Source organism: Mycetocola sp. TRD_SC_2 (assembly GCF_055361225.1).
Map to the genome: position 1 here is coordinate 2027440 of NZ_CM143954.1, position 13535 is coordinate 2040974.

10 protein-coding genes are annotated in these 13535 nt (G+C 63.5%); 4 read left to right on the forward strand and 6 right to left on the reverse strand.

What is annotated here, in order from left to right; translation table 11 throughout:
• Positions 1-173: 173 nt before the first annotated feature.
• The 4 genes from ACWA1Q_RS09755 to ACWA1Q_RS09770 form a co-directional block, all read right to left on the reverse strand.
• On the reverse strand, positions 174-1922 hold the full coding sequence (locus ACWA1Q_RS09755) for an ABC transporter ATP-binding protein (RefSeq protein WP_463756991.1): 1749 nt from the start codon (positions 1920-1922) through the stop codon (positions 174-176).
• Complete coding sequence (locus ACWA1Q_RS09760) at positions 1919-2869, reverse strand: ABC transporter permease (RefSeq protein ID WP_463756992.1); 951 nt, start codon at positions 2867-2869, stop codon at positions 1919-1921. Before ACWA1Q_RS09760 ends, ACWA1Q_RS09755 begins: the two co-directional genes overlap by 4 nt.
• Positions 2859-3788 carry an ABC transporter permease gene (locus ACWA1Q_RS09765; protein WP_463756994.1) on the reverse strand — a complete coding sequence of 310 codons (930 nt, stop codon included), beginning with the start codon at positions 3786-3788 and terminating at the stop codon, positions 2859-2861. Before ACWA1Q_RS09765 ends, ACWA1Q_RS09760 begins: the two co-directional genes overlap by 11 nt.
• Before the next feature lie 125 nt (positions 3789-3913).
• On the reverse strand, positions 3914-5536 hold the full coding sequence (locus tag ACWA1Q_RS09770; protein ID WP_463756996.1) for a peptide ABC transporter substrate-binding protein: 1623 nt from the start codon (positions 5534-5536) through the stop codon (positions 3914-3916).
• A gap of 229 nt (positions 5537-5765) precedes the next feature.
• Between ACWA1Q_RS09770 and ACWA1Q_RS09775 the strand changes: the two genes are divergently transcribed.
• The 4 genes from ACWA1Q_RS09775 to ACWA1Q_RS09790 all read left to right on the forward strand — a co-directional run bounded on the left by ACWA1Q_RS09775 (position 5766) and on the right by ACWA1Q_RS09790 (position 10130).
• Complete coding sequence (locus tag ACWA1Q_RS09775) at positions 5766-6533, forward strand: CPBP family intramembrane glutamic endopeptidase (RefSeq protein WP_463756998.1); 768 nt, start codon at positions 5766-5768, stop codon at positions 6531-6533.
• Between the two features lie 101 nt (positions 6534-6634).
• A complete protein-coding gene (locus ACWA1Q_RS09780; RefSeq protein WP_463756999.1) occupies positions 6635-6985 on the forward strand; it encodes a DUF485 domain-containing protein in 351 nt (116 codons plus the stop codon).
• The gene (locus ACWA1Q_RS09785; protein WP_463757000.1) at positions 6982-8562 is read left to right on the forward strand and encodes a solute symporter family protein; all 1581 of its coding nucleotides are present in this window, start codon (positions 6982-6984) and stop codon (positions 8560-8562) included. The genes ACWA1Q_RS09780 and ACWA1Q_RS09785 overlap by 4 nt, the downstream gene beginning before the upstream one ends.
• Before the next feature lie 278 nt (positions 8563-8840).
• Positions 8841-10130 carry a CAP domain-containing protein gene (locus ACWA1Q_RS09790; protein ID WP_463757001.1) on the forward strand — a complete coding sequence of 430 codons (1290 nt, stop codon included), beginning with the start codon at positions 8841-8843 and terminating at the stop codon, positions 10128-10130.
• 167 nt (positions 10131-10297) lie between these two features.
• Here ACWA1Q_RS09790 and gcvP read toward each other — a convergent pair whose 3' ends face one another.
• Both gcvP and gcvH read right to left on the reverse strand, forming a co-directional pair.
• On the reverse strand, positions 10298-13159 hold the full coding sequence (gene gcvP, locus ACWA1Q_RS09795) for an aminomethyl-transferring glycine dehydrogenase (RefSeq protein ID WP_463757003.1): 2862 nt from the start codon (positions 13157-13159) through the stop codon (positions 10298-10300).
• Positions 13159-13533 carry a glycine cleavage system protein GcvH gene (gcvH, locus tag ACWA1Q_RS09800; RefSeq protein ID WP_463757004.1) on the reverse strand — a complete coding sequence of 125 codons (375 nt, stop codon included), beginning with the start codon at positions 13531-13533 and terminating at the stop codon, positions 13159-13161. Before gcvH ends, gcvP begins: the two co-directional genes overlap by 1 nt.
• Between the last annotated feature and the right edge of the window lie 2 nt (positions 13534-13535).

Consider the following 13535-nt stretch of genomic DNA (forward strand, 5'->3'; position numbering starts at 1 on the left):
AAATGGATGCCGCGGGTCGTTTCGGTCGCGGCGGAAAAGGGATAGATCGGATCAGAGTCCGACCCAACAGATTATCCTACCGCACTCGATGGACCCGTTTGCTGGGAGGCATCCAGATACGAAAAAGGGGCGACTCCAAAGGAGCCGCCCCTTTCTGTTCATCGATCGCTGGGCTACCGGCCGAACTCGAAGTCGCCGCCAGGGATCGCTGCGAGCAGCTCCTGCGTGTACAGCTCCTTCGGATTGTCGAAGACCTCGTCGGTTGTCGCTGCCTCGACGATCTTGCCCTTCTGCATGACACAGACGTTGTCGGCCACGAGGCGGACGACGGCGAGGTCGTGGGTGATGAAGAGGTAGGTCAGGCCGAGTTCGGTTTGCAGCTCAGTGAGCAGGTTGAGGATCTGGCCCTGCACGAGAACGTCGAGAGCTGAGACAGCCTCGTCGAGCACGAGGACGTCGGGCTTCAACGCGAGGGCGCGTGCGATCGCGATGCGCTGCCGCTGGCCGCCCGACAGCTCGCTCGGGTAGCGGAAACGGGTCGCTGACGGCAGCGACACCTGGTCGAGGAGCTCGCGGACACGGGCCTCCCGCTCTTTGGCTGTACCGATCTTGTGTGCGAGAAGCGGTTCGGCGATTGTGTTGCCGACGCTGTACTGCGGGTCGAGAGAACCGTACGGGTCCTGGAACACAGGCTGCACCCGGCGGCGGAACTTGAGCAGCTCTGAGCCGCGCAAGCCGGCGACATCGTGTCCGTCGAATTCGATCTCTCCGCTCGTGATGCTTTCGAGCTGGAGGATGAGCTTTGCGACAGTCGACTTGCCTGATCCGGATTCGCCGACGATGGCGGTCGTCGTGCCCTTGTGAACGCCGAATGACACGTTGTCGACGGCGAGCAGTTCATCGTGGCGGAAGCCCTGCTTGCGGATGCGGTACATCTTCGACACGTTTTTGACCGAGATGAGATCCTTCGCCGGCGCGGCGTGCTCGCGCTCTGCTGCGCGTGCCAGGAGAGTGTCGTCGAGCGAACCTTCGGAGAAGATGCCCGCCTCTTCGGGCGCCCGGTGCTTCACCGACTGGATCCGCCGCGACGCGAGGCTCGGAGCCGCAGCGACAAGGCGCTGCGTGTACGGGTGCCTCGGGTTGGCGAGAATCTCCTGCGACGGCCCGGACTCGACGACCTTGCCCTGGTACATGACGACGAGCTGCTCGGCCCGCTCCGCGGCGAGGCCGAGGTCGTGCGTGATGAAGAGAACGCTCGTGCCGTAGTCGCGCGTGAGCGTGGCGAGGTGGTCGAGGATCTGACGCTGGACGGTGACGTCAAGAGCAGAAGTGGGCTCGTCAGCGATGAGCAGCTTCGGCCGCGAAGAGAGACCGATACCGATGAGCACGCGCTGGCGCATGCCGCCCGAGAACTGGTGCGGGAACTGCTTGAGCCGGTCGGCGGCGTCCGAGAGCCCCGCCTCCTGCAGCACCTGAATGGTGCGCAGGCGCGCCTCTTTGCCCTGGGCGATGTTGTTGGCCTTGATAGCCTCCTCGACCTGGAAGCCGATCGACCAGACCGGGTTAAGGTTCGACATCGGGTCCTGGGGGACATACCCGATCTCGTTGCCGCGGACGGCCTGGATCTCGCGCGCGGACAGCTGGGTCAGGTCACGGCCCTCGAAGAGGATCTGTCCCCCGGTGACCTTTCCGGTTCCCGGCAGCAGGTTGATGATCGACTGAGCGGTCGTCGTCTTTCCGGAACCGGATTCCCCGACGATCGCGAGGGTCTGGCCCGCGTACAGCGTCAGGTCGACGCCACGAACCGCCGGGACGATGCCCCGCTGCGTCTGGAAACCGACCTCGAGGTCGCGAATCTGAAGCAATGGTGCGTTGGGCCCGCTATCGAGCATGGAGACGGTTTCAGGAACTGGCTGGCTCATCGACGTGCCCTCGCCTTCGGGTCGAGTGCGTCGCGAACAACGTCGCCAAGCATGAGGAATGAGAGAACGGTGATCGACAGCGCGGCTGCCGGGTAGAGCAGGACTTGCGGGCTCGTGCGGATCGACGTGCGCGCCTGCCCGATGTCGTTGCCCCACGACATGATCGTTCCCGGCAGGCCGATACCGAGGAAGGACAGGGTCGCCTCGGCAACGATGAACGTTCCGAGTGAGACCGTCGCGATGACGATCACGGGAGCGATCGCGTTGGGGATCACGTGCCGAAGCAGGATTTTGAACCGCGAGACGCCGAGGGCGACCGATGCCATGACGTAGTCCGAGTTCTTCGCACTCAACACGGCACCACGCATGATTCTCGCGATCTGGGGCCAGGCGAAGATCGCGAGCACGATGGCCACGGTGATCGGTGTGCGGACCGGAAGGACCGACATGAGGACGATGGCGCCGAGGACGGTCGGTACGGCGAAGAAGATGTCGCCGAGTCGCGAGACCAGGGTGTCGAGAATTCCGCCGTAGAAGCCGGCAAGCGCTCCGACGATGGTGCCGATGAGGGTCACAAGCAGGGTGGCCATCAGGCCAACCGTGACGGAAGCCTGCGTACCGTGGATGACGCGCGAGAAGACGTCGCAACCCTGGCGAGTGAACCCGAACGGGTGGCCGGCAGAAGGCGCACCGTTGCTGTCGGCCAGCTGGCAGCCCCTGGCCGGGTCGACCTGGGTGAACAGACCCGGGGCCAGGGCCACGATGATGATGAGGAGGATCAGGATCGACGAGATCCAGAAGCTTGGCCGACGACGCATCGCATCCCAGGCATCCGCCCACGTACTGCGCGCCTTCTGCGACTCATCCAGCTTGTCGACCGGGGCGACAGGGGTGTCTTCGATCGAGGCGACGTAATGTTCCTGGGGCGTGTAGTTCTTACTTGGCATAGCGAATCCTTGGGTCAAGCGCCGCGTAGAGCAGATCGACGAGCAGGTTGGCGAGCACGAAGATGATGACCATCACTGCGATGAATGAAACGACTGTCGGACCCTCACCGAGGGTGACTGCACGATAGACGGTTCCGCCGACTCCGTTGATGTTGAAGATACCCTCGGTGACGATCGCGCCGACCATGAGGGAGCCCAGGTCGACACCGAGGTACGTCACGACGGGCACGAGCGAGTTGCGGAGCACGTGGACCGTGACGACGCGCGGACGGGAAAGGCCCTTTGCCGTTGCTGTACGGACGAAGTCAGCGTTGAGGTTGTCAGCGACGCTCGCTCGCGTGAGGCGGACGATGTAGGCAAACGACACGGATGCCAGCACCAGCGCAGGCAGGATCAATTCGCCCCAGGGAGCGTCACCGGACACCGTGGTCCGAGCCCAGCCCAACTGGACACCGAAGACGAGCTGCAACACGAAACCGACGACGAAGGTCGGAACCGAGATGAGGAGAAGGCTGACGACGAGCGCGCTGGCGTCGAAGAGCTTTCCCTTGCGGAGGCCTGCGATGAGGCCGACCAGGATTCCCGCGAAGGCCTCGAAGGCGAGGGCGAGCATGGCGAGGCGGAGCGTGATGGGGAATGCCCGGGCCATCACGTCTGCGACAGGCTGGCCAGAGTATGTCGTTCCGAAGTCGCCCTGGAAGAGGCCGGCGATGTACAGGAAGTACTGCACGATGAACGGCTTGTCGAGATTGTACTCAGCACGAATGATCTCGATCACGCCCGGCGCGGGCGGTCGGTCACCGTAGAGTGCGGCAATCGGGTCGCCCGGTAGCGAGAAGACCATGAAGTAGATCAGGAATGTCGCCCCGAAGAACACGGGGATCATTTGAAGGATGCGCTTGCCTGTATACCAAAGCATCAGGCGGTCTCACCGGGTCGAATGTGCATTAACGTCGCAATCACTGAAGAAGTCTAATCAATGAAATGTCCGGGGCGTTTCCGCCCCGGACATCTCACTCGGTGTATTTACTGGGCTGGTGGAGCTTAGCCCTTGGTGATCTGGTGATACAGCGGAACGGAGTTCCAGCCGAAGACCACGTTGTCGACGGTGTCAGCAGAGACACCGGTGACGTTGGAGTACCACAGCGGAATGGACGGGAGGTCCTTGAGCAGGACTTCCTGGGCTTCCTGGTACTTCGCGGTCGCGTCTTCAACGCTGGACGACTGTGCGCCTTCCTTGAGGAGGTTGTCGAACTCTTCGCTCGAGTAGTCCTCGTAGTTCGATCCGGCACCGGTCTGGTACAGCGGAGCGAGGAAGTTGTACATCGACGGGTAGTCCGCCTGCCATCCTGCACGGGTTCCACCGGTCAGCTTGTCAGCGTCGCGGTCTTCGAGAGCAGCAGCGAAGGTCGCGTACGGCTTGCCAACGGCTTCGATGTCGAGCGTGTTGGCGATGCTGTTGACGACTGCGTCGACCCAGGCCTGGTGGCCTCCGTCGGAGTTGTACGCGAGGTCGAACACGGTGTCGCCGTACGGGGCGATCGCGTCGGCTTCAGCCCACAGCTTCTTGGCTTCGTCCGGGTTGAATTCGAGAACCTCAGCGCCATCGAGCTCGTCGGTCCAGCCGTCGATCACCGGAGAGGTGAAGTCGGTGGCCGGGGTCCGGGTGCCCTGGAAGATGACGTCGGTGATCTCGTCGCGGTTGATCGCCATGGAGATGGCTGCGCGGCGAAGAACGCCTTCCTCACCAGACCAGTGCTCGAGGTAGTACGGCATGTTGAAGCCCTGGAAAATAGCGGCCGGCTGGTTGACAGCGCGGTCGCCGAAAGCGTCTTCATAGGTTTCGAATGCCGAGTCCGGAACAGCGTCGAGCACGTCGAGGTTTCCACCCTCGATGTCCGCGTATGCGGCATCCTGAGTGGCGTAGAAGATGATCTCGAGGCCGCCGTTGGCGGGCTTGCGAACACCGTCGTAGTCGGGGTTGGTCACGAGGGAGATCTTCTCTTCGTGAACCCATGCGCCTTCTTCAGCGAGCATGTACGGACCGTTGCCGATCGGGTTCTCACCGAAGGCTTCCATGTCCTCGAACGCTGCCTCGGGCAGCGGCGAGTATGCCGAGTAACCCAGACGCAGCGGCCAGTCAGCCTCAGGCGCCGAGAGCTCGACCGTGAAGGTCTGCTCGTCAACGACCTCGAGGCCGGTCAGCTCGGAGTCAGCCTCGTAGTCGAAGCCGACGATGTTGTCGAAGAAGTACGAGGAACCCTGCGCGTTGCTGAACAGCGCACCGTAGTTCCAGGCATCGACGAACGAGTTCGCGGTGACGGGCTCGTCGTTCGTGAACGTCCAGCCCTCCTCGAGGGTGACGGTCCAGTTGGTGGCGTCGTCGGACTCGATCGACTCAGCGACCTCGTTCTCGATTTCGCCCTCTGCGGTGTAGGACACGAGGCCCGAGAACAGCGAGTCGATGATCTTGCCGCCACCGGTTTCGGTGGTGTTGGTCGGGATCAGCGGGTTCTGGGGTTCGCTACCGTTCGTGGTGATGATCGCCGAAGCGTCACCCGTTGGCTCTTCAGCGGCCGGCTCGTTGCCCGACGCGCAGCCGGTCAGCGCAAGTGCGCTGGCAGACAGCAGCGCAAGGGCGCCGAGGCCAATGCGTGATTTCTTCAATTTTCCTCCTGTGCAAGTGAGCACGGCAGGCAGAATCGTGCCCCATCTACCGCGCTGGATACACAAACCATAAGTATCGTTGAGCGCATCCGCAAAATTACTCGGGCAATCGTTACATACCGGTAACTCAATCTGAAGAATCTTGCACCCGATACGCGAATACCGCGCTTTGCTGCGTGCGGAGTCGCCTATTGCGCTAAAACAGTCGAGAACACGCCCAGGAGTGAGAATGCCCGAGACCAGTCGAGCGCGAGCGTGGTGGGAGATCGCCATCGTCCTCGGTCTGAGCCTCGGGGCATCCGCTGTGTACTCGGTGGTGTCGCTCGTCGCGCGAGTGACAGACGACACACCCCTCGCGAATCAATCTGCCCGGCTCAACACGTCGAGGAGCGAACGGGAGTGGCTCGATTTCAGCTATCAGTTCCTCGGCGTCTTCTTCGAACTGTTTGTTGTCGCTCTCGTGATCTACCTGCTGTGGCAGCGCGGGCAGAGTGGTCTCAGCAGGATCGGACTCGATTTCGCGGGTGGTGGCCGGGACGCGGGGCGCGGCATCCTCCTGTTCCTCACCATCGGCGTTCCCGGGATCGCCCTGTACGCGGTCGGGCGCCTCGCCGGAATCACCGTCGCGGTGGAGGCTTCTCCCCTCGAGACGTACTGGTGGACCATCCCCGTTTTGATTCTGTCTGCCATTCGCGCGGGTCTCGTCGAAGAGGTCATCGTCGTCGGGTACCTCTTCACGCGGCTTCGTGAGCGCGGCTGGTCCGACTGGACAATCATCCTGTCCACGTCGCTTCTCCGTGGCACCTATCACCTGTACCAGGGCTTCGGACCTTTCGTCGGCAACGTTCTGATGGGCATTCTTTTTGGCTGGTGTTACCGGCGCTGGGGGCGGGTGATGCCACTCGTGATCGCCCACACGCTGCTCGACGTGGCCTCCTTCGTGGGATACCCGCTTGCCGTCGGCTTGTGGCCCGGGTTGTTCGTCGCAACAAAATGACTTCAGAAACCTTGTTGCACGTGAGCTCAGCCCACTAGGGTTTCCCCCAGCGCACAGAGCTGTGCGTCGCGCAACACGTTGCGCGAACTCTCAGGAGGATCATGGCCCACGACGACACGGGGACGCACGTCCCCAGTTCCGCCATCGACTATGTAGCAATCGAAGAATCCCCCGCGTTCGTTGAGCACAAACGGAGGCATCGAAGTTTCGTATTTCCCCTCGCGATAGCGTTCCTGCTCTGGTACTTCCTCTACGTGTTCCTCGCGGACTACGCTCACGAATTCATGTCGATCAAGGTGATCGGAAACATCAACATCGGCCTGCTGCTCGGTCTGAGCCAGTTCGTCACCACTTTTGCCATCACCACCTGGTACGTCTCCTTCGCCAACCGCAAGCTCGACCCGGCTGCCGAGAAGTTCCGCAACGAGCTCGAGGAGGCTGAGCGCGCATGAACGTCGGCGACCCCATCCTGAACATCTCCATTTTCGGCGCGTTCGTCGTCGTGACCCTCATCATCGTGCTGAGGGTCTCGCGCACGAACAAAACCGCCAACGATTTCTACGCCGCAGGACGCTCGTTCAGTGGTGGCCAGAACGGAACAGCGATCGCGGGCGACTATCTGTCTGCGGCATCGTTCCTCGGCATCTGTGGTGCGATCGCCATCAACGGCTACGACGGATTCCTGTACTCCATCGGATTCCTCGTCGCCTGGCTCGTCGCACTTCTGCTTGTCGCTGAGCTGCTCCGCAACACAGGCAAGTTCACGATGGCGGATGTTCTTTCGTTCCGTCTCAAGGAACGCCCGGTCCGCCTCGCGGCCGCAACCGCAACACTCGCGGTCTGCTTCTTCTATCTGCTCGCACAGATGGCGGGAGCCGGCGGGCTCGTCTCGCTCCTCCTCGGAGTGAACGACCGGCTGGGTCAGTCCGTGGTCATCGCGGTCGTCGGCTTCATCATGATCTTCTACGTACTCATCGGTGGAATGAAGGGCACGACCTGGGTACAGATCATCAAGGCCGTCCTCCTCATCGCCGGCGCCGGCGTCATGACGGTCTGGGTGCTCGCGCTCAACGGATTCAACCTCTCCACGCTCCTCGGTCAGGCGGCATCCGTCGCTGGTGAAGGCATCCTGAACCCGGGCGCACAGTACGGACTGACCGGACTGTCGAGGCTCGACTTCGTCTCGCTTGCTCTGGCGCTCGTGCTCGGAACCGCCGGACTCCCCCACGTGCTCATGCGGTTCTACACGGTGCCGACCGCGAAGGAAGCCCGCCGAAGCGTTGTGTGGGCGATCTGGCTCATCGGACTGTTCTACCTGTTCACGCTCGTCCTCGGCTATGGCGCCGCGTACCTCGTCGGCAAGGACACCATCCTCGCCGCACCCGGTGGAGTGAACTCGGCGGCACCGCTGCTCGCCTTCGAGCTCGGTGGGTCCATTCTGCTCGCCGTGATCTCGGCCGTGGCGTTCGCGACCATCCTCGCGGTTGTCGCCGGCCTCACCATCACGGCGGCGACGTCATTTGCACACGACGTCTACGCCAACGTGATCAAGAAGGGCTCGGTACCGCCGAACGGCGAAGTGAGGGTCGCTCGGATCACCGTCGTGGTGATCGGCGTGCTCTCGATCGTCGGCGGAATCGGAGTGCAGGGTCAGAACATCGCGTTCCTCGTCGCCCTCGCATTCGCCATCGCGGCGAGCGCAAACCTGCCGACGATCCTGTACTCCCTGTTCTGGCGCAAATTCACCACGCGTGGTGCGCTCTGGAGCATGTACGGAGGACTCGGCTCGGCACTCCTCCTGATCATCTTCTCGCCGGTCATCTCCGGCGCGGAGACCTCGATGTTCTCGAACGTCGACTTCTCGTGGTTCCCGCTCAGCAACCCCGGCATCGTGTCGATCCCCCTCGGCTTCTTCCTGGGCTGGCTCGGAACCGTCACGTCATCCGTCAAGGAGAGCCCGCAGATTGCTGCCGAAATGGAGGTGCGCTCGCTCACCGGCCACGGTGCGGAGAAGGCTTCTTCGCACTGATTGGTATAGCGGGTGGGGAGGTATTTTCTCCTCAGCTCAGACAATGAAGGGATCGCCCCCGGCCAACGTTGCATACGAATCTCATTCGTTGCACCGGCCGGGGGCGATCCCTTCATAACTCGACACCCCGAAAACACCTCCCCACCCGCAAGTTGAGGCGTGGGTACTTCACACCGTGGCGTTGCGCTCGCTGGGGCTGAAGGCAGCTGGGCATGGAGGTGTGTGTAGAGTCGCTTTTTCATTCGGCGTTCCGGGACGCCTGTTCTGAGGGGAACACTGTGAGCACGATCACCGCACCCAGAAAGCGCCACCGGTTCACGGTCGCCACTCTCGCTACCGCACTCCTGGCATCCGCTCTCGTTGCCGGACCGGTTGCCGCACAGGCAGCCGAACCTGTCGTCGGCGGCTACACACTGACCCAGGCGAGGAAGATCATCCTCGACGACACCAACGCCATCCGGAAGAGTGTCGGTCTCAAACCTGTCTCGGCGAGCGCAGCCCTGGACACCGTGGCACAGAACTGGTCGGTCAAGCAGGCCAGCGCCAGGGCGATGTCACACAACCCGTCCTATTCGGCACAGTATCCATCCGGGTGGTCGACCGCAAGCGAGAACGTCGCATACGGGTACTCCGTTACCGCGGTTGTCACCGGGTGGAAGAACTCACCGGGTCACTACCGGAACATCACCCAGGCATCCGCGAATGTTCTCGGGATCGGCGTCGCCGCTTCCAGCAACGGCAGCCTGTATTACACCCAGAATTTCGCGACCTATCCGGCCTCGTCGGTCCCGGCACCGCCGGCTCCCACTCCACTTGCTGCTCCCACTGGCCCATCGATCCGCACCGCCGGTGACGTGATCGCGGCAGACACCTCGGGCCGCCTCTGGAACTATGGCAAGCAGGGACAAATCGGTATCAGCGCACGAACGCTCATCGGAAGCGGCTGGACCGGGGTCAAGGAACTGCATGTCAACGACTGGAACGCCGACGGAACTCAGGACCTCGTCGTCCAGTGGAAGAGCGGAGCCATGCACGTCTACCCCGGACAACCGGCAGGGGGCTTCGGCAGCCGCTTGCTCATCGGGTCAAGCGGGTGGGGTTCCGTCGACGTCGACATGGCCACGTGGGCAACGGGAGATAGGTACCCCTCCGTCATCATGAAGGATGCCGCGGGCAAGCTCTGGCTCTACCCGAACACGAAAGGTACGACCCTCTCCGCCCGAACGGCGATCGGCACCGACTGGGGTCAACTCAGCATCAAGATCGCCGATTTCGATGCCGACGGCAAACAGGACGTCCTCGCGACCAACGCCGCGGGCGCGATTCTGTTGAACCGCACGAACGGTGCAGGACGTTTCATCTCCGAGCCGCGCAAGCAGATCGGATCGGGCTGGGCGGGTTACACCTCCGTCGTGCTGACAGGCTTCGCCGGCTCAGGGTCGACCGGGCTGATCGCGAAAGACTCTGCCGGGCGCCTCTACTACTACCCGATCGCCGGCGGAAAGTTCGGGGTACGGCAGACCATCGGCAACGGCGGTTGGACGCCGATGCAACTGAGCAACAACTAGCACTCCCTGCCGACCCCACCCCAAATTCAGGAGACGGCTCCAAATTCAGGAGAACTGCCGCGACACGCCGTACAGCCGCAGCGAAATACGGCGTGTCGCGCAAGATCTCCTGAATTTGAGGTCGGTGTGACGGATGCCTGTGGCGCGGTGAGCGAGCCCGGAGCGACTCAGGACTCGAAAGCCTCCGGAGGCGGGCACGCGCAGACCAGATTGCGGTCACCGAACGCGTTGTCGACGCGACGCACCGGCGGCCAGTACTTCGTGCGAACCAGGGACTTGACCGGGTACACCGCTTCTTCACGGGTGTAGGCGTGATCCCACTCCCCCGCGATGACCGACTGGGCGGTGTGCGGTGCGTGCACCAGCGGGTTGTCGTTCGCCGGCCAGGTTCCTGAGCCGACGGCATCCGCTTCCGCCTTGATCGCGATCATCGCGTCGATGAAGCGGTCGATCTCGGCGAGGTCCTCGCTCTCGGTCGGCTCGACCATGAGCGTGCCGGCGACCGGGAACGACATCGTCGGCGCGTGGAAGCCGTAGTCGATGAGCCGCTTGGCGACGTCGTCGACGGTCACTCCCGTTGCTTCCCGCAGCGGACGCAGGTCGAGGATGCACTCGTGTGCGACCAGACCGTTGTCGCCCGTGTAGAGAACCGGGAAGGAATCGCGCAGTCGCACGGCGATGTAGTTCGCGGCGAGAACCGCGGCGCCGGTAACCTGCTTGAGACCCTCGGCTCCCATCATGCGCACGTACGCCCACGAGATGGGCAGGATGCTCGGGCTGCCGTATGGAGCTGCCGAGACCGGTCCGCCCCCGTGGGTGAAGTCGCCGTGCTCGTCGCGCTGCGCAAGCGGGTGCCCCGGCAGGAACGGGGCGAGGTGCGCCTTCGCGGCGACGGGCCCGACACCGGGACCGCCCCCACCGTGCGGGATGCAGAACGTCTTGTGCAGGTTGAGGTGCGACACGTCGCCACCGAAGTCGCCGAATCGCGCATACCCGAGCAGCGCGTTGAGGTTCGCGCCGTCGACATAGACCTGTCCGCCGGCGTCATGAACAGCCTGCGTAATCGCGGTCACTTCGTGCTCGTAGACGCCGTGCGTCGACGGGTACGTGATCATCAACGCGGCAAGCGTCTCGGCGTGCTGCTCGATTTTCGCCCGGAGGTCATCGAGGTCAACGTTGCCGAGTTCGTCGCACGCCACGACGACGACCTTCATTCCGGCGAGAACAGCGGATGCCGCGTTGGTGCCGTGTGCACTCGACGGAATCAGGCAGACGGTGCGGTCGGCATCGCCGTTCGCCCGGTGGTATCCGCGGATCGCGAGCAGTCCGGCGAGTTCGCCCTGGCTGCCGGCGTTCGGCTGCAGGGACACGGAGTCGTACCCCGTGACCTCGGCGAGCCAGCTTTCGAGCTGGTCGATGAGGCCGAGGTAACCGAGTACGTCGGCCTCGGGGGCGTACGGGTGCAGGCCGGCGAACTCGGGCCACGTGATGGCTTCCATCTCGGTCGCCGCGTTGAGCTTCATCGTGCAGGAGCCGAGCGGGATCATGCCGCGGTCGAGCGCGTAGTCACGGTCGGCGAGTTGCTTGAGGTAGCGCATCATGGCGGTCTCGGAGTGGTGCGTGTTGAACACCGGGTGCGTCAGGTACTCGCTCGAACGCTCGAGTTCGCCCGGGAGCCGGGTGGTTCGAGCCTCATCGAGTTCCTCGAACGCGCCGGAAGCGTCGACTCCGAACGCGGAGACGACAGCCTGAAGCTCCGCCGCCGTGGTGGTTTCGTCGACGGAGATACCGATGGTGTTGTCGTCGATGAGGTGCAGGTTGATTCCCTGCTCCCGCGCCTTCTCCACGATCGCAGCAGCACCGGACACCGAGACGCGAAGCGTGTCGAAGAACGACTCGCTCGCGAGCGCCAGGCCCTGCGCGGCGAGAACAGTCGCGAGCGCGTCGGCTCGCGCCGCCGTCTCTGTTGCGATTCGGCGGATGCCACGTGGCCCGTGATAGACGGCGTACATCGACGCCATCACAGCGAGGAGCACCTGCGCCGTGCAGATGTTCGACGTCGCTTTCTCCCGCCGGATGTGCTGTTCGCGCGTCTGCAGCGTAAGCCGGTACGCGGGGTGACCAGCGGCATCCTGACTCACACCGACGAGGCGACCGGGCAGCTGCCGTTCGAGTCCCTTGCGCACGGCCATGTAACCGGCGTGCGGTCCGCCGAAGCCCATGGGGACCCCGAAGCGCTGCGTCGTACCGACGGCGATGTCCGCGCCGAGTTCACCGGGTGAGGTGAGCAGTGCGAGCGCGAGCAGATCGGCAGCGACGACGGCGAGACCGCCGGCATCCTTCACCGTTTCGAGAACGGATGCCGGGTTCCAGACGCGACCGGATGCTCCCGGGTACTGCACGAAGATTCCGAACGACGCTTCGGGCAGCGGTGCGCCGGCGGCGAAGTCGACCTCGGCGAGTTCGATGCCCACAGCTTCGGCACGGCTCGCGAGCAGGGCCTTGGTCTGGGGGAAAGCGTCGGCATCGACGACGAAGACGTTGCTGGTGAGCTTCGAGGCACGGCGGGCGAGGAGCATGCCCTCGACGACGGCAGTGCCCTCATCGAGCATCGACGCGTTCGCCGTGTCGAGACCGGTGAGGTCGGTGACCATCGTCTGGAAGTTGATCAGGGCTTCGAGGCGACCCTGGGAGATCTCCGGCTGGTACGGCGTATACGCGGTGTACCAGGACGGATTCTCGAGCACATTCCGCTTGATGACGGCGGGCGTGATCGTGCCGTAGTAGCCGAGGCCGATCATCGACGTGCGCACGGTGTTCCGGTCGGCGAGCTCGCGCAATTCGGCGAGTGCCTCGCGCTCCGATGCCGCCGACGGGATGACCGAGTCGACGAGGTCGGCGACGTGGATCGATTCGGGAACGGCGGCTTCGACGAGAGCGTCGACGCTGTCGTAGCCGACGGATGCCAGCATGCTAGCTTGCGCGGCAGCATCCGTTCCGATGTGCCGCTCGGAGAACAGTTCTGCCATTACTCGCCGACCAGCGCTGAGTACTCGTCCCAGCTGAGCAGGCCGTCCGGTGCCGCGTCGAACGACACCTTGACGAGCCAGCCTTCGCCGAGCGGGTCACTGTTGACGAGTGACGGGTCGTCAACAACGGCGGAGTTGCTCTCGGTGATGGTGCCGTCGACGGGTGCGAAAAGTTCGCCGACCGACTTGGTCGATTCGATCTCGCCGACGACGGTACCGGCGGTGATCGCGGTTCCTTCCCCGGGGAGTTCGACGAAGACGACGTCGCCGAGCTTGTCAGCGGCGAAAGCGGTGATGCCCACGGTTGCTGAGTTGCCGTCGATGTCGAGCCATTCGTGCTCGGGGGTGTACTTGAGCGCGGTCTTGTCGGTCATGG

What these genes read in the sequence shown, in the direction of transcription:
- ACWA1Q_RS09755 (WP_463756991.1), bottom strand. Translation starts at nt 1,922, where the DNA reads ATGAGCCAGCCAGTTCCTGAAACCGTCTCCATGCTCGATAGCGGGCCC.
- ACWA1Q_RS09760 (WP_463756992.1), bottom strand. Translation starts at nt 2,869, where the DNA reads ATGCCAAGTAAGAACTACACGCCCCAGGAACATTACGTCGCCTCGATC.
- ACWA1Q_RS09765 (WP_463756994.1), bottom strand. Translation starts at nt 3,788, where the DNA reads ATGCTTTGGTATACAGGCAAGCGCATCCTTCAAATGATCCCCGTGTTC.
- ACWA1Q_RS09775 (WP_463756998.1), top strand. Translation starts at nt 5,766, where the DNA reads ATGCCCGAGACCAGTCGAGCGCGAGCGTGGTGGGAGATCGCCATCGTC.
- ACWA1Q_RS09780 (WP_463756999.1), top strand. Translation starts at nt 6,635, where the DNA reads ATGGCCCACGACGACACGGGGACGCACGTCCCCAGTTCCGCCATCGAC.
- ACWA1Q_RS09785 (WP_463757000.1), top strand. Translation starts at nt 6,982, where the DNA reads ATGAACGTCGGCGACCCCATCCTGAACATCTCCATTTTCGGCGCGTTC.
- gcvP (WP_463757003.1), bottom strand. Translation starts at nt 13,159, where the DNA reads ATGGCAGAACTGTTCTCCGAGCGGCACATCGGAACGGATGCTGCCGCG.
- gcvH (WP_463757004.1), bottom strand. Translation starts at nt 13,533, where the DNA reads ATGACCGACAAGACCGCGCTCAAGTACACCCCCGAGCACGAATGGCTC.